This window comes from Micromonospora echinospora, from assembly GCF_900091495.1.
Taxonomy (GTDB): Bacteria; Actinomycetota; Actinomycetes; order Mycobacteriales; family Micromonosporaceae; genus Micromonospora; species Micromonospora echinospora.
In genome coordinates, this window is sequence record NZ_LT607413.1 from 4281591 (window position 1) to 4303054 (window position 21464).

The 21464-nt window shown below is 72.0% G+C and carries 19 protein-coding genes; 7 read left to right on the forward strand and 12 right to left on the reverse strand.

Features of this window, described 5'->3' with window-relative positions; translation table 11 throughout:
- The gene (locus GA0070618_RS19315) at positions 1 to 957 is read right to left on the reverse strand and encodes an AAA family ATPase (protein WP_231931921.1); all 957 of its coding nucleotides are present in this window, start codon (positions 955 to 957) and stop codon (positions 1 to 3) included.
- A gap of 645 nt (positions 958 to 1602) precedes the next feature.
- Between GA0070618_RS19315 and leuS the strand changes: the two genes are divergently transcribed.
- Complete coding sequence (gene leuS, locus GA0070618_RS19320) at positions 1603 to 4452, forward strand: leucine--tRNA ligase (RefSeq protein WP_088982880.1); 2850 nt, start codon at positions 1603 to 1605, stop codon at positions 4450 to 4452.
- 173 nt (positions 4453 to 4625) lie between these two features.
- Positions 4626 to 4940 (forward strand): hypothetical protein, encoded by a 315-nt coding sequence (locus GA0070618_RS33545; RefSeq protein ID WP_143740194.1) that lies wholly within the window; start codon positions 4626 to 4628, stop codon positions 4938 to 4940.
- Positions 4941 to 5000: 60 nt separating this feature from the next.
- Here GA0070618_RS33545 and GA0070618_RS19330 read toward each other — a convergent pair whose 3' ends face one another.
- The 8 genes from GA0070618_RS19330 to GA0070618_RS19365 form a co-directional block, all read right to left on the reverse strand.
- A complete protein-coding gene (locus GA0070618_RS19330; protein ID WP_088982882.1) occupies positions 5001 to 5558 on the reverse strand; it encodes a gluconokinase in 558 nt (185 codons plus the stop codon).
- Positions 5548 to 6777 (reverse strand): D-mannonate dehydratase ManD, encoded by a 1230-nt coding sequence (manD, locus tag GA0070618_RS19335; protein ID WP_088982883.1) that lies wholly within the window; start codon positions 6775 to 6777, stop codon positions 5548 to 5550. Before manD ends, GA0070618_RS19330 begins: the two co-directional genes overlap by 11 nt.
- Before the next feature lie 36 nt (positions 6778 to 6813).
- On the reverse strand, positions 6814 to 7767 hold the full coding sequence (locus GA0070618_RS19340) for a sugar kinase (RefSeq protein ID WP_088982884.1): 954 nt from the start codon (positions 7765 to 7767) through the stop codon (positions 6814 to 6816).
- Positions 7764 to 8402, reverse strand: coding sequence for a bifunctional 4-hydroxy-2-oxoglutarate aldolase/2-dehydro-3-deoxy-phosphogluconate aldolase (locus GA0070618_RS19345; protein WP_088982885.1), 639 nt, complete (start codon positions 8400 to 8402; stop codon positions 7764 to 7766). Before GA0070618_RS19345 ends, GA0070618_RS19340 begins: the two co-directional genes overlap by 4 nt.
- A gap of 4 nt (positions 8403 to 8406) precedes the next feature.
- Positions 8407 to 9555, reverse strand: coding sequence for a galactonate dehydratase (gene dgoD / locus GA0070618_RS19350; RefSeq protein ID WP_088982886.1), 1149 nt, complete (start codon positions 9553 to 9555; stop codon positions 8407 to 8409).
- A 7-nt stretch (positions 9556 to 9562) separates the two neighbouring features.
- Positions 9563 to 10378, reverse strand: coding sequence for a carbohydrate ABC transporter permease (locus GA0070618_RS19355; protein WP_088982887.1), 816 nt, complete (start codon positions 10376 to 10378; stop codon positions 9563 to 9565).
- Positions 10375 to 11325, reverse strand: a complete 951-nt coding sequence (locus GA0070618_RS19360; protein WP_170107777.1) for a carbohydrate ABC transporter permease — start codon at positions 11323 to 11325, stop codon at positions 10375 to 10377. Before GA0070618_RS19360 ends, GA0070618_RS19355 begins: the two co-directional genes overlap by 4 nt.
- Positions 11326 to 11403: 78 nt before the next feature.
- Positions 11404 to 12690 (reverse strand): ABC transporter substrate-binding protein, encoded by a 1287-nt coding sequence (locus GA0070618_RS19365; RefSeq protein WP_231931373.1) that lies wholly within the window; start codon positions 12688 to 12690, stop codon positions 11404 to 11406.
- Positions 12691 to 12857: 167 nt separating this feature from the next.
- On the opposite strand from GA0070618_RS19365, the gene GA0070618_RS19370 reads away from it, so the two are divergent.
- The gene (locus GA0070618_RS19370; RefSeq protein WP_088982890.1) at positions 12858 to 13619 is read left to right on the forward strand and encodes a FadR/GntR family transcriptional regulator; all 762 of its coding nucleotides are present in this window, start codon (positions 12858 to 12860) and stop codon (positions 13617 to 13619) included.
- A gap of 116 nt (positions 13620 to 13735) precedes the next feature.
- Here the strand turns inward: GA0070618_RS19370 and GA0070618_RS19375 are convergent, their stop codons facing one another.
- From GA0070618_RS19375 to GA0070618_RS19385, 3 genes are read right to left on the reverse strand one after another with little or no spacing between them, the layout of a single operon-like run.
- On the reverse strand, positions 13736 to 14440 hold the full coding sequence (locus GA0070618_RS19375) for a TVP38/TMEM64 family protein (protein WP_088982891.1): 705 nt from the start codon (positions 14438 to 14440) through the stop codon (positions 13736 to 13738).
- Positions 14437 to 15156, reverse strand: a complete 720-nt coding sequence (locus GA0070618_RS19380; protein WP_088982892.1) for a type 1 glutamine amidotransferase — start codon at positions 15154 to 15156, stop codon at positions 14437 to 14439. The genes GA0070618_RS19375 and GA0070618_RS19380 overlap by 4 nt, the downstream gene beginning before the upstream one ends.
- Positions 15146 to 16393, reverse strand: coding sequence for a MurT ligase domain-containing protein (locus GA0070618_RS19385; protein ID WP_088985671.1), 1248 nt, complete (start codon positions 16391 to 16393; stop codon positions 15146 to 15148). The genes GA0070618_RS19380 and GA0070618_RS19385 overlap by 11 nt, the downstream gene beginning before the upstream one ends.
- A 419-nt stretch (positions 16394 to 16812) precedes the next feature.
- Here GA0070618_RS19385 and mraZ point away from each other — a divergent pair, with 419 nt between their 5' ends.
- From mraZ to GA0070618_RS19405, 4 genes are all read left to right on the forward strand, one after another.
- Complete coding sequence (mraZ, locus tag GA0070618_RS19390) at positions 16813 to 17244, forward strand: division/cell wall cluster transcriptional repressor MraZ (RefSeq protein ID WP_088982893.1); 432 nt, start codon at positions 16813 to 16815, stop codon at positions 17242 to 17244.
- Between the two features lie 207 nt (positions 17245 to 17451).
- The gene (rsmH, locus tag GA0070618_RS19395; RefSeq protein ID WP_088985672.1) at positions 17452 to 18564 is read left to right on the forward strand and encodes a 16S rRNA (cytosine(1402)-N(4))-methyltransferase RsmH; all 1113 of its coding nucleotides are present in this window, start codon (positions 17452 to 17454) and stop codon (positions 18562 to 18564) included.
- Entirely contained in the window at positions 18561 to 19169 is a 609-nt protein-coding gene (gene ftsL / locus GA0070618_RS19400; RefSeq protein WP_088982894.1) for a cell division protein FtsL, read from the forward strand. The genes rsmH and ftsL overlap by 4 nt, the downstream gene beginning before the upstream one ends.
- A 3-nt stretch (positions 19170 to 19172) precedes the next feature.
- Positions 19173 to 21455, forward strand: a complete 2283-nt coding sequence (locus GA0070618_RS19405; protein ID WP_088982895.1) for a peptidoglycan D,D-transpeptidase FtsI family protein — start codon at positions 19173 to 19175, stop codon at positions 21453 to 21455.
- The last annotated feature ends 9 nt before the right edge of the window (positions 21456 to 21464 follow it).

Sequence of the window (21464 nt, forward strand, 5' to 3'; positions counted from 1 at the left end):
TCACCGCCTCCGCGGCTCGTACGTGGAGCGACCGTTCCCGCCCGCCGGCCGGGTGTCGTACGGCGAGCGCTTGCGGTCCTGCGGCACGGTGAGCCGGTGCACCAGGTCGGAGACGATCGCGTCGGTGGTGCGCCGGGCGAGCTGCGCGTCGGCGGTCGGGATGATCCGGTGTGCCAGCACCGGCACCGCGAGAGCCTGGAGGTCGTCCGGGAGGACGTAGTCGCGCCCCTCCAGCGCGGCGACCGCGCGGGCGGTGCGCAGCAGTTGCAGGGTGGCCCGGGGGGACGCGCCGAGCCGCAGCTCGGGGGCCTCCCGGGTGGCGGTGACCAGGTCGATGGCGTACTGCTTGACCGCGTCCGCGACGTGCACCTCGCGGACCGTGGCGATGAGCTGCCGCACGGTCGCCGCGTCGGAGACCGCCCGCAGGTCGTGCAGCGGGTCGACCGCGCCGTGTCCGTCGAGCATGGCCAGCTCGGCCTCCGGGCCGGGGTAGCCCATGGCGATCCGCGCGGTGAACCGGTCGCGCTGCGCCTCGGGGAGCGGGTACGTCCCCTCCATCTCGATCGGGTTCTGCGTCGCGATCACCATGAACGGCGTCTGGAGCTGGTAGGTGACGCCGTCGACGGTGACCTGCCGCTCCTCCATGCACTCCAGCAGCGCCGACTGGGTTTTCGGCGAGGCCCGGTTGATCTCGTCGCCGACGACCAGGTTGGCGAAGACGGCACCCGGGCGGAACTCGAAGTCGTGGGTCTCCTGGTTGTAGACGCTCACCCCGGTGACGTCGCTGGGGAGCAGGTCGGGGGTGAACTGGATACGTCGTACCGAGCAGTCGATGGACCGGGCCATCGCCTTGGCGAGCTTGGTCTTGCCGACCCCGGGGACATCCTCGATGAGCAGGTGCCCCTCGGCGAGCAGCACCGCGAGCGCGAGCCGCACGGTGGCCGTCTTGCCCTCGATGACCTACTCGATGTTGGCGACGATGGCTTCACTGGCGGCGCGGAACTCGTCGTGCGGCAGGACGCCGCCCACCTCGTCCCAGGTCTGTTGTGTCAACGGGCCTCCCTCTCGTCGCCTGGACGGCAGCTCTGTATAGAGCACCTGGACCCGCCGTGGGGTTCGCGCGTCGAGCCTCTGATGCCGCAGGAATCACTGATATCTCAGGCTAACCATGTTTCCCGCCTGCGCCGAACGCCGCAGGTAGACGGTCGGTTACGTACCGAATAACCGTCCGACGGGGGATCTGTGCCGGTGCCGGACGAACCGCCCGCGCGGGCACCTGGCCGTCCCGCCGGGTGGAAGCCCCCGACACGCTCCGGCCGCCAGGCGGTACACTCCCGGTCATGGCCGGTTTCGTGCTGCTCCTTACCGGGCCGTGCTGATGCGCTGAACGCGCGACGGCACGGCTGCCCCTCCTGCGCGAGGGGCTTTTTTGTGCCCCCGGGCCGACCACCGCGAACACCGACCCGGCGCCCGTCCCCGCGACGGAGCGTCACCACCACGGCGTCCTCACCGGACGCCGACGAGGACGACGTCCCCACCGGGGCGTCACCAGCACGGCCGAGGCGTCGGCCCCGGCGGCCACGAGCGAAGCGAGGACACGCGATGACTGAGGCAGCCGCGAGCGACATCCCCCCGTTCCGGTACACCGCGGCGCTGGCCGGTGAGATCGAGCAGCGCTGGCAGGACACCTGGGAGCGGGAGGGGACGTTCCACGCCCCGAACCCGACCGGCCCGCTGGCCGACCCCGGGCACCCCCGGGCCGGCGCGGAGAAGCTCTACGTGCTGGACATGTTCCCCTACCCGTCCGGCTCGGGCCTGCACGTCGGGCACCCGCTGGGCTACATCGGCACCGACTGCTACGCCCGCTACCAGCGGATGGCCGGGCGCAACGTGCTGCACACGATGGGCTTCGACGCGTTCGGCCTGCCCGCCGAGCAGTACGCGGTGCAGACCGGCACCCACCCGCGTACCACCACCGAGGCCAACATCGAGCGGTACCGGGCGCAGCTGCGCCGGCTGGGTCTGGCCCACGACGACCGGCGTTCGGTGGCCACCACCGACACCGACTTCTACCGCTGGACCCAGTGGATCTTCCTGCAGGTCTTCAACTCCTGGTACGACACCGAGGCGCGCAAGGCCCGTCCGGTCACCGAGCTGGTCGCCGAGTTCGCCGCCGGCACCCGGCCCACCCCGGACGGCCGCCCCTGGACCGAGCTGACCGCCGCCGAGCAGCGGAAGATCGTCGACGACCACCGGCTGGCGTACGTCTCCGAGGCGCCGGTCAACTGGTGCCCGGGGCTGGGCACCGTGCTGGCCAACGAGGAGGTCACCGCCGACGGCCGCTCGGAGCGGGGCAACTTCCCGGTCTTCAAGCGCAACCTGAAGCAGTGGATGATGCGGATCACCGCGTACGCCGACCGGCTGGTCGACGACCTGGACGCGCTGGACTGGCCGGAGCCGATCAAGCTGATGCAGCGCAACTGGATCGGCCGCTCCACCGGCGCGCACATCTTCTTCCCGACCGGCGACCCCGCTGACGCGGGCGCGGCCCGCATCCAGGTGTTCACCACCCGCCCGGACACCGTCTTCGGGGCCACCTACATGGTGCTGGCCCCCGAACACGAGCTGGTCGACGCGCTGGTGCCGGCGGCCTGGCCGGCGGGGACGAAGGAAGTCTGGACCGGTGGGCACGCCAGCCCGCGGGCGGCGGTCGAGGCGTACCGGAAGGCGGCGGCGGCCCGGACCGACGTGGAGCGGCAGGCCGAGACGAAGGAGAAGACCGGCGTCTTCGTCGGCGCGTACGCCACCAACCCGGTCACCGGCGGGCAGATCCCGATCTTCATCGCCGACTACGTGCTGGCCGGCTACGGCACCGGCGCGATCATGGCGGTGCCGGCGCAGGACGAGCGGGACTGGGACTTCGCCGAGGCCTTCGACCTGCCGATCGTCCGGACCGTGCAGCCGCCGGAGGGCTTCGACGGCAAGGCGTACACCGGGGACGGGCCGGCGATCAACAGCGCCGCCGACGGTGGCCCGGACCTGGACGGCCTGGGGGTCGCCGACGCCAAGGCCCGGATCGTCGAGTGGCTGGAGGCGAACGGGCACGGCACCGGGGCGGTCACCTACCGGCTGCGCGACTGGCTGTTCAGCCGGCAGCGCTACTGGGGCGAGCCCTTCCCGATCGTCTACGACGAGACCGGGGCCGCCGTCGCGCTGCCCGAGTCGATGCTGCCGGTCGAGCTGCCCGAGGTGGACGACTTCGCCCCGAAGACGTTCGCGCCGGACGACGCCGACTCGAACCCGGAGACCCCGCTGTCGCGCCGCCGCGACTGGGTCGAGGTGGAGCTGGACCTGGGGGACGGGCCGAAGCGGTACACCCGGGAGACCAACGTGATGCCGCAGTGGGCCGGCTCCTGCTGGTACGAGCTGCGCTACGTGGACCCGACCAACTCGGAGCGGTTCGTCGACGCGGAGAACGAGCGGTACTGGATGGGGCCGCGCGGCGCGGGCGACTGCGGCGGCACCGACCTGTACGTGGGCGGCCAGGAGCACGCCGTGCTGCACCTGCTGTACGCCCGCTTCTGGCACAAGGTGCTGCACGACCTGGGCCACGTGTCGTCGTTCGAGCCGTACCGCAAGCTGTTCAACCAGGGCATGATCCAGGCGTACGCCTACACCGACGCCCGGGGCGTGTACGTGCCCGCCGAGGAGGTCGTCGAGGTCGACGGCCGGTACGTCCACGGCGAGACGGAGGTGCGCCGGGAGTACGGCAAGATGGGCAAGTCGCTGAGGAACGTGGTCACCCCGGACGAGATGTGCGCGGTGTACGGCGCGGACACCTTCCGGGTGTACGAGATGTCGATGGGCCCGCTGGAGGTCTCCCGGCCCTGGGAGACCCGGGCGGTGGTCGGCTCGTACCGCTTCCTGCAGCGGGTCTGGCGCACCGTGGTCGACGAGTCCACCGGCGTGCTGCGGGTCACCGACGACCCGGCCGACGAGGCCACCCGCCGACTGCTGCACAAGGTGATCGACGGGGTCCGCGCCGACATGGAGGGGATCCGGTTCAACACCGCGATCGCCAAGCTGATCGAGCTGACCAACGGGCTGACCCGGCTGTCCGCCACGCCGCGCGAGGTGGCCGAGCCGCTGGTGTTGATGCTGGCCCCGTTCGCCCCGCACGTCGCCGAGGAACTGTGGCAGCGGCTGGGACACCGCGGAACGCTTGCGTACGTGGACTTCCCGACCGCCGACCCGGCCCTGCTGGTGGCCGAGACGGTCACCTACCCGGTGCAGGTCAACGGCAAGGTCCGGGGTCGCGTCGAGGTGCCCGCCGACGCCTCCGAGGACGCGGTCCGGGCGGCGGCCCTGGAGGCGGTGGCCGGCTCCCTGGCCGGCAAGGAGCCGCGCAAGGTCATCGTGGTCAAGGGCCGGATGGTGAGCGTGGTCGCCTGACCCGGTGCGGGAGGGGCGGCGGGCCCGCCGCCCCTCCCGTCCGACGCCCCCGTCCAGTCGGCGTTTGACCGCCGGGGGCGGGGGAAGACCGTGCGCTCAGGGCAGCTTCCCGAGGAGCGACGATGGCGGACGCAGGACGGGCCAGGAAGGCAACCGGGGCATCCAAGGCCCCGATGAAACGGGCGACGGCGGCGAAGAAGGTGGCCACGGCCACGAAGCGCGCCGCCGGGGTGACCGCGGCCAAGTCCCCGGGTGGGAAGCCCACGCCGACGACGCCCCGCGTCGCCCGGAAGAAGGCCACCTCCGCCACGGCGGCGCCCGCCCGCAGCCAGAAGGCGCCGGCCACGATCGCGCCGGCGAAGAAGGCGCCCCGGAAGGCGGCGGCGAAGAAGGCCGCCCCTGCTGCCACGACCACGAGGACGCCGGCCCGTGGGGCGACCACCATGGAGTCGTTCGGCAGCCGGCGGTCGCCCCGCGCGAGTCGCTGAACCGGCCGGGGTGGCCGGCGCGGTGGCCGACCGTACGGCGGCACCGCGACCGGGCCACCGCTACCCGTCGACGACGACGTCGGTCGACAGCCCGAGCCCGGCGAGCGCCGCCGAGACGAGTTCGTCCGGGGTCAGCGACACGTCGAGCACCAGCACGCACTCGTCCGGATGATGCCGTTCCAGGGTGGCCAGCTGGGATTCGAGCAGGCTCGTCGGCATGTAGTGCCCGGCCCGCCGGGACATCCGCTCCCGGATCACCTCGGCCGACCCGTCGAGGTGGACGAACTCGACGTGCGGCGGCCCCTGGCGGAGCACGTCACGGTAGGACCGTTTCAGCGCCGAGCAGGCCAGCACGGTCGACACGCCGGCGGCGGCGCGGTCGGCCATCCATCCGGCCAGCTCGCGCAGCCAGGGCAGGCGTGCCGCGTCGTCGAGCGGCACGCCTGCCCGCATCCGGTCCACGTTGGCCGGCGGGTGGAAGTCGTCGGCCTCGGCGAAGGCGAAACCGGCATGGGCGCTGATCCCCCGGGCGACGGTCGTCTTGCCGGCCCCGGACACCCCCATCACGACCACGTGCCGGGTCCGGGGCGGGCCTCCCGGAGGACCGTCACCAGTCATGGACGGTCCCGTCCTTGAGCCGGTTGAACGGCAGGTAGGCCGGCACGTACGGGAACTTCGCGGCGGTGGCCTCGTCGATCTCCACCCCGATTCCGGGCTGCTCGCCCGGGTGCAGGTAGCCGTCGGTGAAGGTGAACGACTGCCGGAACACCTCGTTGGTGAGCGGCCCGTGCTGCATGTACTCCTGGATGCCGAAGTTGTGGATGGCGAGGTCCAGGTGCAGCGCGGCGGCCATGCCGACGGGTGAGATGTCGGTCGGACCGTGGATACCGGACTTGATCTGGTACTGGGCGGCGAAGTCGAGCAGCTTGCGCATGGCCGTGATGCCGCCGGTGTGGGTGACGGCGGACCGGACGTAGTCGATCAGCTGCTCGCGGATGAGGGTCTGGTAGTCCCACACCGTGTTGAAGACCTCGCCGATGGCCAGCGGGGTGGTGGTGTGCTGCCGGACCAGCCGCAGCGCCTCCTGGTTCTCCGCCGGGGTGCAGTCCTCCAACCAGAACAGGTCGTACGGTTCGAGGGCCTTGCCCAGTTTCGCGGCCTGGATCGGGGTCATCCGGTGGTGACCGTCGTGCAGCAACGGCAGTTCCGGGCCGAACTCGTTGCGGACCGCCTCGAAGACGCCGGGCAGGTGACGCATGTACGAGCGGGTGTCCCAGTCCTCCTCGGCGGGCAGCGGGGTGCGCTGGGCCGGTTCGTAGTCGTACCGGGTGCCACCGGTGCTGGGCTGCGCGGCGACGCCGTACACGGCGTTGATGCCGGGCACGGAGGTCTGCACGCGGATCGACCGGAAGCCGAGTTCGAGGTGGTGACGGATCGAGTCGAACAGCTCCGGCAGGTCCCGGCCGGAGGCGTGCCCGTAGGCCATGATGCCGTTCCGGGACGCCCCGCCCAGCAGTTGGTACAGCGGCATGCCGGCGGCCTTGGCCTTGATGTCCCACAGGGCGACGTCCACCGCGGCGATGGCGGCCATGGTGACCGGCCCCCGCCGCCAGTAGGCCGAGCGGTACAGGAACTGCCAGGTGTCCTCGATGCGGTGCGGGTCGCGCCCGATCAGCAGCGGGACGACGTGGTCGCGCAGGTACGAGGCGACGGAGAGTTCCCGTCCGTTGAGGGTGCCGTCGCCCAGACCGGTGACGCCGTCGTCGGTGGTGATCTTCAGGGTGACGAAGTTGCGGTCGGGGCTGGAGACGATGACGTCAGCTGCGACGATCTTCACGGGATGCCTTTCTTCCTTGAGGGGTGCAAGGGGCGGCTAACGGATGACGCTTCCCGCCTCGTGGCCGTCCAGGAGGGACAGTTCGGCGCGACGCGGCAGCCCCTCCCAGTCGCCCGGACCGGAGACCGCGAAGGCGCCGAGAGTGGCCGCGCGGCGCAGGCGACCGGCCAGGTCGAGCCCGTCGAACCAGCCGGAGAGGTAACCGGCGGTGAACGCGTCCCCGGCGCCGACGGTGTCGACGGCGGTCACGGAGAGCGCCCCGGCGTGCCGGACGCCGTCCGGGGTGTGCGCGCGGGCGCCGTCGGCGCCCAGCTTGACCAGCACCGTGTGCACGCCCCGCCGGAACAGGTCCGCCACGACGGTGGACTCGTCGGCCCCCGGCTCACCGAGGAGGTCCAGCTCGTCGGCGGAGGCGACGACGATCGAGACGTGGTCGGTCAGCGGGGTGAGCACCGCACGGGCGGTGTCGCGGGACCAGAGCCGGGCGCGGTGGTTGACGTCGAGGCACACCGGGATTCCCGAGTTCGCCGCGGTCTCGGCCGCCCACCGGGTCGCCGCCCGGGCGGTGTCGGAGAGCGCCGGGGTGATCCCGGTCAGGTGCAACAGCCGCGCTCCGGTGGCCAGCGCCGCGCGCAGGTCGTCGACGCACAGCGCGGACCCCGCCGATCCGGCCCGGTGGTACTGCGCCCGGGTCAGGTCGGCGGTGCGTCGCTCCAGGATCATCAGGCCGGTCGGCCGGTCGGGGTCCCGGGTCACCCCGTCGACACCGACGCCCTCGGCGCGCATCTGCCGCAGCACGTACTCGCCGAACTCGTCGGTGCCGACCCGGCCGACCCAGGCGGCCCGGTGACCCAGCCGGGCCACTCCCACCGCCACGTTGGACTCCGCGCCGGCCAGGTGGGTGGTCAGCGACCCGCCGACGGCGAGTGGTCCGGTCGAGCGCAGCGACACCAGGGCCTCGCCGAGGGTGAGCAGATCCGGCGCGCTCACGATCCGGCCGATTCCCGGACGGCGGCGAGGTAGGTGCGGGCCCGTACCCGCAGGGCGGCCAGGTCGCCGCCGGAGGCGGCGTCGCCGACCAGCGGCCCGCCGACGCCGACCGCGATCGCGCCGGCCTTGAGGTAGCCGGGCACGTCGGCCAGGCCGACGCCGCCGACCGCGACGAACGGGATGTCGGGGAACGGGTCGCGCACCGCCCGCAGGTACGCCGCCCCGCCGACCGACGCCGGGAACAGCTTGACCGCCGACGCCCCCATCCGCATCGCGGTGTACGCCTCGGTCGGGGTGAGCGCCCCGGCGGCGACCGGGAGGCCCCGGCGCGCCGCCTCGGCGATCGACTCGACCACGGCCGGCGTCACCACGAACTGTGCTCCCGCGGCGGCCACGGCGGCCACGTCGGCGGCGGTGAGCACGGTGCCCGCGCCGACCAGGGAGCCGGCGGGGGCGACCGCGCGCAGCGCCTCGACGGCCCGGACCGCGTCCGGTGTGGTGAGGGCGACCTCGACGAGGCGTACGCCCTCCTCCAGCAGGGCGGTGCCCGCGGCGATCGCGCCGGCGGTGTCGGTGCCCCGGATCACCGCGAGGATACGAGCGGCGGCGAGTTCGGCGCCGAGGTTGACGGTCATCTGGTCACCATTCCGCGTAGGAGCCGTCGGCGTGCCGCCAGGTGGGGCTGCGCCAGGCGTGCCCACGCTTGTCGGCCGTCCGGACGGCGTGTTCGTCGATCTCGATGCCGAGGCCGGGCCCGGTGAGCCGCTCGACGTACCCGTCGACGAACGTCAGCGGGGTCTTGTCGAGGCAGTAGTCGAGCACCTCGGCGCCGAGGTTGTAGTGGATGCCGATGCTCTGTTCCTGGATCAGGTAGTTCGGCGTGGCGAAACCGACCTGGAGGCAGGCCGCGAGCGCGATCGGTCCGAGCGGGCAGTGCGGGGCGAGCTGTACGTCGTACACCTCGGCCAGCGCGGCGATCTTGCGTACCTCGGTGATGCCACCGGCGTGCGAGAGGTCCGGCTGGGCGACCGCGATGCCGGCCTGGAGCACGGGCAGGAACTCCTGCCGGTTGTAGAGCCGCTCACCCGTCGACACCGGCGTGGTGGTGGACCGGACGAACTCGCCGATGAGGTGCGAGTTCTCCGGCACCACCGGTTCCTCCAGGAAGAACGGCCGGTACGGTTCGAGCAGCGGGGCGACCCGGCGGGCGGTGGCGAGGGTGAACCGGCCGTGGAAGTCGACCGCGACGTCCCGCTCGTCGCCGAGCACCTCGCGGGCGGCGGCGACCCGCTGGACCACCCCGTCGAGTTCGGCGACCGAGGCGACCGCGCTCATCCGGCCGGACGCGTTCATCTTCACCGCGGTCAGGCCCGTCTCGATCGCGGCGCCGATCTGGTCGCGGACCTCGTTCGGCTCGTCGCCGCCGACCCAGCCGTAGACCCGGATCCGGTCCCGGACCGGGCCGCCGAGCAACTGGTGCACCGGTGCCCCGTACCGCTTGCCGGCGATGTCCCACAGCGCCTGGTCGAGCCCGGCCACGGCGCTGGCCAGGATCGGCCCGCCCCGGTAGAACGAGCCCTTGGTCATCACCTGCCAGTGGTCCTCGATGCGCAGCGCGTCCCGGCCGACCAGCAGTTCGCTGAGCTGCGCGACGGCGGTGCGGACGGTTTCGGACCGGCCCTCGCAGGTCGCCTCGCCCCAGCCGACGATGCCGGACTCCGTCTCGACCCGGACGAACAGCCACCGTGGCGCGACCAGGAAGGTCTCCACCCGTGCGATCTTCGTCATGCTGTCCTCAGCCCTTCGTGGCGCCGGCGGTGAGGCCGGAGACGACGTATTTCTGCACGAACAGCGCGATCAGCATGATCGGCAGGGTGACCACGGTGGCCGCCGCCATCAGGCCGCCCCAGTCGATGCTGGCGTAGCCGACGAAGTCGAAGATCGCCACCGGGAGCGTCTTGGTGTCGGCGCCGGAGAGCACCAGGGCGAACATGAAGTTGTTCCAGGAGAAGATGAAGGACAGGATGCCCGCGGTGGCGATGCCGGGCACCGACAGCGGCAGGGTGATCTGTCGGAACGCGCCGATGTGGGTCAGCCCGTCGACGAGCGCCGCCTCCTCGAGTTCGGTCGGCAGGCCGTCGAAGTAGCCCATCATGATGTAGACGATCAACGGCAGCGACACGAACATGTGACTGAGGACCAGCACGGTGAACCCGCCGACCATCTGCAGGTTCGAGAAGACGTAGTACCAGGGCACCAGCAGCGAGACGCCGGGGATGACCCGCGCCATGAGCACGACGAGCGCGGACTTCTTCATGTTGAACCGGCTCATCGAGTACGCGGCGGGCACCCCGAGCAGGAGCGAGAGCACGGTGGCGGCGAACGCCACCCAGAGGCTGTTGCCGATGAACTGGACGTAGTTCGCCTGCTGGAGCACGTTGGTGTAGTTGTCCAGCGTGGGGGAGAAGACGAACGCCTTGTCGGTGTCGTAGATGTCGACGTTGGTCTTGAACGACGCGGCGATCATCCAGATCAGCGGCGCCATCAGCGACAGCACCACCAGGGTGAGCGCCACCGTCCGGAAGATCTTGTACGGCCTGCGCAGCTTCATCGGTCCAGCCCCTTCTTGCGGTAGGTCAGGGCCCACATCACCCCGATGATGATCAGGAAGAAGATGATGAGGACTGTCGATGAGACGCCGTACTCGTTGTAGTCGAAGCTCAGGCCGTAGGCGTACACGTTGAGGGTTTCCACCTCGTGGAAGGAACCGCCTCCGCGTCCCTTGGTGGCGTAGAGGATGTCGAAGGTCTTCAGCGCGTCGATGCCGCGCAGCAGGATCGCGACGATCACGGTGGGCATCAGCAGCGGCAGGGTGACGTGCCGGAACCGCTGCCAGGTGCTCGCGCCGTCGATGAGCGCCGCCTCCTGTGGCTCGTCGGAGAGCGACGTCAGGCCGGCGAGCAGGATCAGCACCACCATCGGGGTCCACTGCCAGATGTCGATGAACATCGTCGTCGGCAGGGCCGAGCCCTGACCGGCCAGCCAGGGCTGGGGGCCGATCCCGAACCAGCCGAGCACCTGGTTCGCCATGCCGATGTTGGGATCGAAGATCAACCGCCACATCATGCCGACCGCGACCGGGGTGGCCACCAGCGGCAGGAGGATCGCGACCCGGACCCACTTCTCGCCCCGGAACGGTCGCCACAGCAGCAGGGCGATCGCCATGCCGAGCACGACCTCGAAGAAGAGGACGACCCCGGTGAAGGCGGCGGTACGCCACACCGCCGGCCAGAACCGGTCGGTGTCACCGAGTACGTCGAGGTAGTTCTGGAAGCCGATGAACTCGCTCTCGGCGCGGACCGAACCCTCGGCGTCGGTCAGGCTGAGATACCCGGTCCACGCCACCGGGAAGATGATCAGAACGGCGACGAACGCCATCGCGGGTGCCGCGAAGAGCCACTTGCGGTGCTCGTTGGCCCAGCGCGACCAGGCCGACGTCTCCGGGGACGCCGGAGGGCTCGCGGACGGTCTGGTGGCGGGTGTGGTGACGGCTGACATGAGGTCTCCCGGTTGGTCAGGGCCAGGTCCCGGCGCTGGGGTGGCGGAGCCGGACGGCCCCGCCACCTGCGCTTCGGGCTACTTCGCCTCGTCGTCGAGGAACTTCTGGAACGCCTCGTTGGCCGAGTCCGCCGAGGCGGCCACGTCCTTGCCGGTGATCGCGTCGACGATCGGCTGACCGACGATCTCCCGCGCCTGGGCGACCTTCACCACCAACGGACGGTCGTGTCCGACGCCGTTGGCGGTGCTGACCGTGGTGGCCTCGGCGAGGTCCTTCGGGTAGGTCGCGGTGCCCTCCGGGTTCGCCCACACCGAGGTGCGGGCGCTGGGCACGCCGGCCTTCTGCTGCGCCAGCGCCTGCTCCTTGCCGGCCGCCCACTGGATGAACTTCCAGGCGTTGTCCTGGTTCTTGGAGGCGTCGTTGACGCCGAGCGCCCAGGAGGGGATGTTGTACGGCTTGGAGCCGGCCGGACCGGCCGGGAAGGCCGCGAAGCCGACCGTGTCGGAGACCTTCGACTTGGCCGGGTCGGTGGCGTTCTTGTAGAGCGAGTTGGCCTCGGTGTAGAACGCCGCCTTGCCCTGGGTGAAGATCGCCATCGCCTCGGACCAGCTCATGTCGGTGCTGATGTTCTCCGGGCCGTGCTCCCGCAGCAGCCCGCCGTAGTAGGCGTACGCCTGCTTGGCCTGCTCGGAGTTGACCGAGGCCTTGCCGCTGCCGTCGACGAAGTCGCCGCCGAAGCTGTAGAGGAAGCTGGAGAACTGCGTCACGGCGGCGGCCTTGCCGGTGCGGGAGACGAAGCCGGCCACGCCCGGGTTGTCCGCCTCGACCTTCGCCGCCTGCGCCTTGAGCTCGTCGAGGGTCTTCGGCGGGGCGGTGAAGCCCGACTTCTCCAGCAGGTCCTTGCGGTAGTAGAGGACCTCCTGCTCGGTGATGATCGGTACGCCGACCACCTTGTCCTCGTGCGTGGTGGCCTGCACCGGTCCGGCCTGGAAGTCGCCGAACTCGAACGCGCCGTCCGACTTGGCCTTGTCGGTCAGGTCGGCGAGGTACTTGTTCGAGGCGAACAGCTTCCCCTCCTGCAACGGCCGGTACATCATCACGTCGAGGTCGCTGGACCCGGCGTTCAGCTTGACGTTGTACTGGTCGGAGAGCTGGTCCTCACCGAGTTGGGTGACCTCCACCTTCAGGCCCGACTGCTTCTCGAACTCGGGCAGGGCCTGCTTGATGTTCTCGCTCCACACATGGTTCACCAGCGTCACGCGCACGGTGTCCGACGCTGCGGCGTCGTCCCCGCCGCCGCAGGCGGTCAGGCCGAGGGTGACGGCCGCCGCCAGGGTGGTGCCGATGACTGCTCGACGTCTCACGTCCATCTCTCCTTATGCCGTGGCCGTTGGGGGCCGGCCGCCTGCCGGGGGACGTGTCCGTCGTCTCGACGGTCGCCACCTGGCGTTTTACGTCCGCTTAACATCGGGATGCTAGGCCGAAAAAGCAGATTTATTCAAGGGGTAGATCTAACTGATATGCTCCGAGCGTGGAACAGCCCGCCCCAGGGGTCGCACTCGCCCCCGTCGCCCCGGTCGAGGCTGGTCTGCACGCCCGGGTCCTCGACAACCTCGGCACGGCCATCTGCGGTGGCGAGCTGCGCCCCGGGATGGTCCTCAACATCGACGACCTGGTCGACCGGTACGCCGTGTCCCGATCGGTCGTCCGCGAGGTGCTGCGGGTGCTCGCCTCGATCGGGTTCATCGAGACCCGACGTCGCGTCGGGGTCATGATCCGGCCGAGCGAGGCCTGGAACGTCTTCGATCCGCAGGTGATCCGCTGGCGGCTCGCCTCGTCTGGGCGCATCGCCCAGCTCCGCTCGATCACCGAGCTGCGCACCGCCGTCGAGCCGCACGCCGCCTGGCTCGCCGCGCAACGCGTCGGACACGACGAGGCGAGCGACCTCGTCGGGCTCGCGGCCAAGATGTGGGCCGCCGGCAAGGCCGGGGACGAGGAACGCTTCCTCGAACTGGACATCGACTTCCACCGGCGGCTCCTGGTGGCCTCCGGCAACGAGATGTTCGTCCGGTTACAGGACCTGGTCGCGGAGGTGCTGACCGGCCGCCACCAGCATCACCTCATGCCGCACCACCCGCACGAGCAGGCCCTCCAGCTGCACGCGGAGGTGGCCCAGGCGATCCAGCGACGCGACGGCGACCGTGCCCGCCGGGCCATGGTGCAGCTGACGGAGCAGGCCTTCGGCGAGATGAGTTCGATCTGGGAGCGGACCGCCGAGCCCGGAGGCCGCTGACCGCCGCCGGTCCACTGCGCACGTCGTCTGACCCGGCCCGGCCGGTCAGGGCTCGCGGGCTGACCCGTCCGGAAGACCGGGAGCCGGCCAGCCGACCATCGTGACGCCGGAGCCACTCACCCCGACGGGTCGACCGTCCCGCTGGTGGCGCGACGGCGGCGTCGTTCCGCCCGCCACCACGTGTGACCGAGTACGACGGTGGCGACCAGGCCCAGTCCGGCGGGCGCGACGGTCAGCCAGTTCACCTCGTCGGGGGTGCTGACCGCCGCGCCGAGCGCCGCGTAGCCGAAGGCGGTGGGGGTCGAGGCGAGCACGCTGCCGACCAGGAACGGCAGCAGCCGCGCGCCGGTGGTGCCGTAGCCGTAGCTGACCAGTCCGAACCCGGAGATCGGCAGCAGCCGTACGGTCATCACGCCGAGCACGCTCTGCCGGGCGAACCAGCGGTCCAACCGGGCGAGCCGGCCCCGCACCCGTTCGGCGACGAACTCCCGCCCGAGGGCCCGGCCGACCGCGAAGCCGAGCGCCGCCGCGAGCAGCGCGGCGCCGAGGGCGTAGACGGCCCCTTCGAGGGCGCCGAAGAGCGCCCCCGAGGCCAGCGTGACGAAGGTGCGGGGCACCAGCGCGACCAGCAGCAACGCGCCGCCGACGACGGCGGCCACCGGGGCGGCCCGGCCGAGGCGGTCGGCCTGCGCCGGCAGTTCGGCCAGCGCCGGCCGGGGCACCAGCACCAGCAGCAGCGCGAGGCACCCCAGCAGGAGCAGCAGGGCCGCGAAACGGACGGCCGACCGCTGCGCGAGCAGCCGCCGGGCCGCCGGGATCATGGCCGGGCGGCGGCCACCGCGGCCTGGCGCTCGGCGCGCAACCGGTCGGGCCAGGTGTCGTTGAGCGGGGGAAGCTGGTGCGCCCCGGTGGCCCACCGCAGCAACAGGTCGGCCAGGGCCGGGTTGCGGGCCAGCGCCGGACCGTGGGAGTAGGTGCCGAGCAGTTTGCCCCGCCAGGCCCCCTCGGTCTGGCCGTCGTTGCCCACCCCGGCGGTGACCCGGGCCAGCGGCGCGACGCCCGGCCCCAGGTGGGTACGTCCGCCGTGGTTCTCGAAGCCGCTGAGCGGAGGCAGGCCCAGCCGGGGGTCGATGTCCCCGGCGAGCTCGCCGACGGCCCGCGACGGACCCCGGTCGGACTCCAGGTCGAGCAGGCCGAGCCCCTGGCAGCGGGTGCCCTTGGCGAAGAACGAGGTGCCGAGCAACTGGTAGCCGGCGCAGACGCCGAAGACCACCGAACCCTGGGCGACCGCCTGGTGCAGCCCGCCGTCGGCGAGCAGCCGCTGCGCGCCGAGCGCCTGCGGGCCGTCCTCGCCACCGCCGATAAGGTAGATGTCGGCGGCGGTGGGCAGCCGCTGGTCGGAGCGGACCTCCAGCACCTCGACCGGCATCCCGCGCTGCTGCGCGCGGCGGGCCAGGATCAGCACGTTCCCCCGGTCGCCGTAGGTGGAGAGCAGGTCGGGATAGACCCAGACGATGCGCAGGCTCTCAGTTGACACGGTCCAACTCCGCTCGGATGTCCTGGAACGCGGTGTAATTGGCGATGACCTCCAGGCGGCCCGGCGGGACGCCGCGGACCGCCTCGTCGAACGACCGGACGTGCTGGAACGGCACGTCGTTGACGTCGAGCCGGACGGCCAGGTCGAAGGCCCGGTCGCCGGTGATCAGCACCTGCCGGCCGCGCAGCGGGGCGAAGTCGACGTCGAAGAGCCAGGAGGTGTCCAGGCCGTCGGGGTCGCGGGCGTTGATGGAGAGCAGTGTCGGGGCGTGGTCGGCCATGTCGAAGGCCTCCAGCCAGCTCGCCGGGTTCTTCGCCAGCAGCAACCGGATGTTGCGCCCGTCCCGGTCGACCTGCGCGTACCGGCCGGCGACCGAGGCGACCCCGGAGAGCCGGGAGACCGCGTCGACCGGACGGACGCCGAACTCGGCGGCGACGGCGAGCGCGGTGGCCGCGTTGCCCAGGTTGACCCGGCCGGGCAGTTGGAGGAAGACCTTGTGCCACGCGCCGGTCGGGTCGACCACGCCGTCGTCCTCGACCACCCAGTGCGGCTGGGGGCGGCGCAGCGGGCAGCCGGTGCACCACCACTGCTCGCCGGAGCGCTGGATGGACGAGCCGCACTCGGGGCAGACCCAGGAGTCGTCGTGCCACCGCTGGCCGGCGCTGAACCAGACCACGCTGGGCGGGGTGAGCCGCTGGTCGTGGCTGGCCGGCGGGGTGGCCGCCCAGACCACCATCGGGTCGTCGGCGTTCGCCACCACGCGCAGCTCCGGGTGGCGGACCAGCGCGGCCCGCCAGAGCTGCGCCATCATGGCGACCTCCTTGGCCCGGTCGAGCTGGTCGCGGGAGAGGTTGAGCAAAGCCACCACGTGTGGCTCGGTGGCCTCCATGACCTGGGCCAGGTAGTGCTCGTCCACCTCGAGCACCGCGTAGGGGGTGCTGCCGGCCTTGGCCAGCGCGGAGGTGTGGCCGGTGGGCATGTTCGCCCCGAAGGAGTTGGTGGCGACGGTGCCGAGCACGCCGACCGCCGCGGTGGTGAGCCGGGTGGTGGTGGTCTTGCCGTTGGTGCCGGAGATCAGGGCGATCGCCCGGCCCGCCGAGAGGTGGGCCAGCAGGTCCGGGTCGATCTTCAGGCCGATCCAACCGCCGATCACCGAGCCGTCCCCACGGCCGGCGGCCCGCGACAGTGCCGCGGCCGTACGCGACACGGAGCTGGCCACCTTTGCCCGCAGGGGCATCTTCGCGTCCGTCACGGCAGCGAGGTTACCGGACCGCTCGCTCCGTCAGATCGCCGCCGACGGCGAACCGTTCGGGCGGGGGGTTCCACCCGCCGGGGCGACCGGGCAGCCGGGCGGACGCGCGGCACCCGCCGGCCGGGGGCGGTCGGTGCGCCGGCCGGGTGGATCTTGGTCCGCCGGATGGAGTCGATCTATGTCGGAAAACGGACGCCGGCTGGAAGACGTTCCGGCCCTCCACTCCGCTCCACCCCTTCTGACGTGCGGTTTTGTCTTTCGGCGCGGCGCGCCGAAGGGTCGTTTCCGGTTGCAGGTGGAGGGAAGTGGAGTAGAGTGGAGCGCAATGGTGAGGCCGGGAGGGCCCACCGGCCCGGGGGGTCAGCGGCGCCGCGAACGCCGCCGAAGGGCGAGGGGGTTGGGCCGTGTTCCTCGGCACCCACACTCCACGCCTGGACGACAAAGGCCGGTTGATTCTCCCGGCGAGGTTCCGGGACGGGCTGGCGGGGGGTGTCGTGATCACCAAAGGGCAGGAACGCTGTCTCTACGTCTTCCCGACGCCCGAGTTCCAGCGCATCGCCGACCAGTTGCGTCAGCAACCGATGACGCACAAGGCCGCGCGGGCGTACAGCCGGGTCTTCTTCGCCAGCGCACACGACGAGGTTCCCGACAAGCAGGGCCGGGTCACCGTCCCCGCCCACCTGAGGGAGTACGCCGGTCTCGACCGCGACCTCGCGGTGATCGGCGCGCACACCCGGGTGGAGATCTGGGACCGGGCCGCCTGGGAAACCTACCTCGCGGAGAGCGAGGAGGGCTTCTCCGACATCTCCGAGGGGGTGTTGCCCGGCGGTCTGTAGGGCGTGACGACGCCCGACGTACTGCGAGATCTCCAGCCGCTTCGCGTTCCTGGCACCCCTTCCCCGGTGCCAGGGGCACGATCCGGTCTCCTCGAGCCGCGGTCGGGGAGCGGGCGGGAGCGGATGGGGATCTGGCGGTACGACGGGGTGTCGTGACGACGACGCAGACAACACGAGAGAGAAGGTCCGGTACCAGTGGGGGTCGACATGGGGGAGCTACGCGGCACGCACGTGCCGGTACTGCTCGAGCGGTGTCTCGAGCTACTGGCCCCCGCGCTGGACCGGCCCGGGTCGACGGTCCACGTCGATGCCACCCTGGGGCTGGCCGGGCACGCCGAGGCGGTACTCGAGGCGCATCCCCGGACCACCCTGATCGGTCTGGACCGGGACACCGAGGCCCTGGCGCACGCCCGGGCCCGGTTGGCCCGGTTCGCCGACCGGGTCCACCTGGTGCACGCCGTCTACGACGAACTGCCCGAGGTGCTCGACCGGCTGGGTGTCCCGGCCGTCGACGGCATCCTCTTCGACCTCGGGGTCTCCTCGCTGCAACTGGACGAACCCGACCGTGGGTTCGCCTACGCGCGGGACGCCCCGCTGGACATGCGGATGGACCAGACCCGGGGGACGACGGCGGAGGAGGTGGTCAACACCTACTCCCATCCGGACCTGGCCCGCGTCCTGCGGACCTACGGCGAGGAGCGCTTCGCCGGCCGGATCGCCTCGGCGATCATCCGGGAACGGCAGCGGGCGCGGATCACCTCGACGGCCCGGCTGGCGGAACTGGTCCAGGAGGCCATCCCGGCACCGGCCCGACGAACCGGCGGTCACCCGGCAAAGAGAACGTTTCAGGCTTTACGGATCGAGGTAAACAAGGAACTGGCAGCGCTGGAGACGGCGCTGCCGGCCGCGCTCGACGCACTGACCGTGGGTGGCCGCATGGTGGTCCTGTCCTACCAGTCACTGGAGGACCGGCTCACCAAGGCGGCGCTCGCCGAGCGGACCCGACGTCAGGGTCCGGTCGACCTCCCGGTCGAACTGCCCGGCACCGGCCCGACGTTCCGGCTGCTCAGCCGGGGCGCCGAGCTGCCCGGGGAGACGGAGGTCACGGCGAACCCACGGGCCGCGTCGGTGCGACTGCGTGCCGCGGAGCGGATCGACCCCGACGCGGAACGCCCAGGCGGTGCCGAACGCGAACGGTACCGCCGGCGGGTCAGGGCGATGCACCAGGGGGTGGGGTTGCCCAAGGGTTCCACAGTGGACCTGCGGGTGGCCCCGGACGACGGCACGACGACGGACGACGAAGAGGGGGAGGGATCATGAACGTCAACAAGCGCGACCGCCGGGACTCTTCCGGCGCGGGGCAGCGTACACCGCGGTCGGGGGGCCGGACCGTGGCGGCGCGCACCGCGTCGGTGGGCACCGGCGTGACCGGACCGGACCGTGCCCGGCGCCAGGGCGAGAACCGCGCCCGGGGGGCGCGCGAGTTCCCGACCCAGGGCAGCGCCGCGCTGCAACCGGCGCCGCGGAGCAGCAGCGCCACCCGGCCGACCGCGCCGCGCCTGCGGGTCGCGCCGCCGCCGCCGGTCTCCGTGCCGCGGGCGCCGTTCGTCGCCCTGGTCCTGGTCCTGGTGGTCGGCGGGGTGCTCGGCATCCTGCTGGTCAACACCAAGATCAACGAGAACGCCTTCCGGCTGGAGAAGCTCCAGCAGCAGCAGGCCAAGCTCGACGTCGACCAGCAGCAGCTGGAGAAGCAGATCGCCGAGCACGAGGCGCCGGGCAACCTGACCGCCAACGCCCGGAAGCTGGGCCTGGTCGAGTCGGACGACCCGGCCTTCATCCAGCTGCCGGACGGGGAAGTGATCGGCGTGCCCCGCCCGGCGGGCGGCCGGCCGGCCATCACGAGCCAGCAGGGCACGGGAGACTGACCTGTGGCCCCCAGACCAGAGGAACCGCGCCGGGACGCCACAGGCTCCCGGCGCGGTTCGTCGCGTGCCGCCGGTGACCGGGGTGGCGAGCCGCGTGAGCCGGGCGTGGGCGGGATCTCCGGCGCGCGGTCGTACACGCCTCGGGGCCGTACCGTCCGGGAGAGCCACGACGAGCGCACCGGCACCGCGCGGGGGACCGGCCGGGACGACCGCGCCAGCCGCCAGTCGGGGCTGCCGGGCCGCAGCGAGCGCGAGGAACGCACCGCCGCCGCCCGTCGCACCACCGGCGGCGACCAGCGTCGCGACCCGCGTGGCACCCGTTCCGCCGACCCGTTCCGCCCGGCCCTCCAGGTGCTCGACGGGGGCCGGACCGGGGCCGGGCGTACCGGCCGTCGGGCCGCGCCGGCCACCCGGGCCACCGTGATCCGCACCGTCGACCCTTCCGGCACCCGGGCCGGCTCGCGGGGGGCGGCGCGAGGCGGGGGCGCGCAGGACGATGAGCCCACGCCGCCCCGTCGTCGTTCTCCGCGACCGGCGACCGCCGGGCGGCGGCCCGTGCGCAAGCCGCGCCGTCCGCCGTTGCTCGCCGACCCGCGCCGCCGGCTGCGGCTCGGCACCGTCCTCACCCTCACCCTCTTCGCCGTCATCGGCATCCGCCTGGTCGCGCTCCAGGCCGTGGAGGCTCCGGCATACGCCGGCGGCGGCGTCGCCGACCGGCTGAGCACGGTGGAACTGCCGGCCGCGCGCGGGGCGATCTACGACCGGGACGGCAACCCGCTGGCGCACAGCGTCGAGGCCCGGTACGTCTTCGCCGACCCGACACGGGTGAAGGACATCCCGGCCACCGCCAAGGCGCTCTCCCCGCTGCTCGGCATCCCGGTCTCCGACCTGGCCGAGCGGATGGCCCCGCGCGTGCGCGAGGACGGCCGGGAGTCCGAGTTCGAGTACCTCGCGCGGGGCGTCGAGATCGACACCGCCAGGAAGATCCTGGAGCTGAAGCTTCACGGTATCGGCGCGCACCGGGACGAGCGCCGCGAGGTGCCCGGGGACGACCTGGCGGCGAACCTGATCGGTTTCACCAGCCAGGACATGGTCGGGCTGGAGGGGCTGGAGGCCCGCTACGACGACCTGCTCGCCGGTGAGGACGGCAAGCGGGTCTTCGAGACCGGCGCGGGCGACCTGAGCGCGCCGATCCCCGGTGGCTACAGCGAGACCACCGAGGCGAAGCCGGGCAGCTCCCTCGCGCTCACCGTCGACCGGGACCTCCAGTACCGCTACCAGGAGATCCTCAGCGACCGGATGGCGAAGGTCAACGGCAGCACCGGCGCGGCGGTCGTCATCGAGATCCCGTCCGGCGAGATCCTGGCCCAGGCCAGCCACCCCACCTACAACGCCGCCGACCCGGACAAGAGCAAGCCCACCGACCGGGAGGACGCCGCCACCAGCTTCGTGGTCGACCCCGGCTCGGTGCACAAGGCGATCACCTTCGGCGCGGCGCTCCAGGAGGGGGTGATCACGCCCGACACGACCTTCCCGGTGGAGAACTCGATCCTCAAGGGCGACACCTGGTTCTCCGACACGCACAAGGCGAACGGCCGGACGATGAGCCTGCCCGAGATGATGGCGTACTCCTCGAACGTCGGCACGATCAAGATCGCCGACCAGCTCGGCAAGGAGAAGCTGTACGAGTACCAGCAGCGGTTCGGGCTGGGGAAGCCGACGGGGGTGGGTATGCCCGGCGAGGCACCCGGCCAGCTGCTGCCACCGTCGGAGTGGAGCGGCTCGTCGGCCGGCTCGGTGCCGATCGGGCACAGCGTGGACGCCACCCCGTTGCAGATGGCCGCCGTGTACGCGGCGATCGCCAACAACGGCACCTGGGTCCAGCCCCGCCTGGTCAAGGAGACCATCGACCCGAACGGGAAGCGCACCCCCACCAAACCGCCGGTCACCCGGTCGGTGCTCAGCCCGGAGAACGCCAAGGCCCTGCGCGCCATCCTGGAGGCGGTGACCACCGAGGAGGGCGCCACCGGCGTCACCGCGGCCGTTCCCGGCTACCGGGTCGCCGGCAAGACTGGCACCGGCTGGCGGCTGGTGGACGGGAAGAAGCAGCCCGGCGAGGTGGCCTCGTTCATCGGGATGGCCCCGGCGGAGAACCCGCGCTACGTGATCGCGGTCTTCGCGCACACCCCGGGCGGTGGGGGCGGCGCGATCGCCGGTCCCGCCTTCCGCGACATGATGGGGTTCACCCTGCGTCACTACAAGGTGCCGCCGACCGGGGAGAAGTGACCGGAGTTC

Bases quoted from the DNA above. Each gene is read 5' to 3' on its own strand.
- dgoD (WP_088982886.1), bottom strand. From the start codon at position 9,555: ATGACGAAGATCGCACGGGTGGAGACCTTCCTGGTCGCGCCACGGTGG.
- leuS (WP_088982880.1), top strand. From the start codon at position 1,603: ATGACTGAGGCAGCCGCGAGCGACATCCCCCCGTTCCGGTACACCGCG.
- GA0070618_RS19375 (WP_088982891.1), bottom strand. From the start codon at position 14,440: ATGATCCCGGCGGCCCGGCGGCTGCTCGCGCAGCGGTCGGCCGTCCGT.
- GA0070618_RS33545 (WP_143740194.1), top strand. From the start codon at position 4,626: ATGAAACGGGCGACGGCGGCGAAGAAGGTGGCCACGGCCACGAAGCGC.
- GA0070618_RS19355 (WP_088982887.1), bottom strand. From the start codon at position 10,378: ATGAAGCTGCGCAGGCCGTACAAGATCTTCCGGACGGTGGCGCTCACC.
- GA0070618_RS19330 (WP_088982882.1), bottom strand. From the start codon at position 5,558: ATGACTGGTGACGGTCCTCCGGGAGGCCCGCCCCGGACCCGGCACGTG.
- ftsL (WP_088982894.1), top strand. From the start codon at position 18,561: ATGAACGTCAACAAGCGCGACCGCCGGGACTCTTCCGGCGCGGGGCAG.
- GA0070618_RS19345 (WP_088982885.1), bottom strand. From the start codon at position 8,402: ATGACCGTCAACCTCGGCGCCGAACTCGCCGCCGCTCGTATCCTCGCG.
- rsmH (WP_088985672.1), top strand. From the start codon at position 17,452: ATGGGGGAGCTACGCGGCACGCACGTGCCGGTACTGCTCGAGCGGTGT.
- GA0070618_RS19385 (WP_088985671.1), bottom strand. From the start codon at position 16,393: ATGCCCCTGCGGGCAAAGGTGGCCAGCTCCGTGTCGCGTACGGCCGCG.
- GA0070618_RS19360 (WP_170107777.1), bottom strand. From the start codon at position 11,325: ATGTCAGCCGTCACCACACCCGCCACCAGACCGTCCGCGAGCCCTCCG.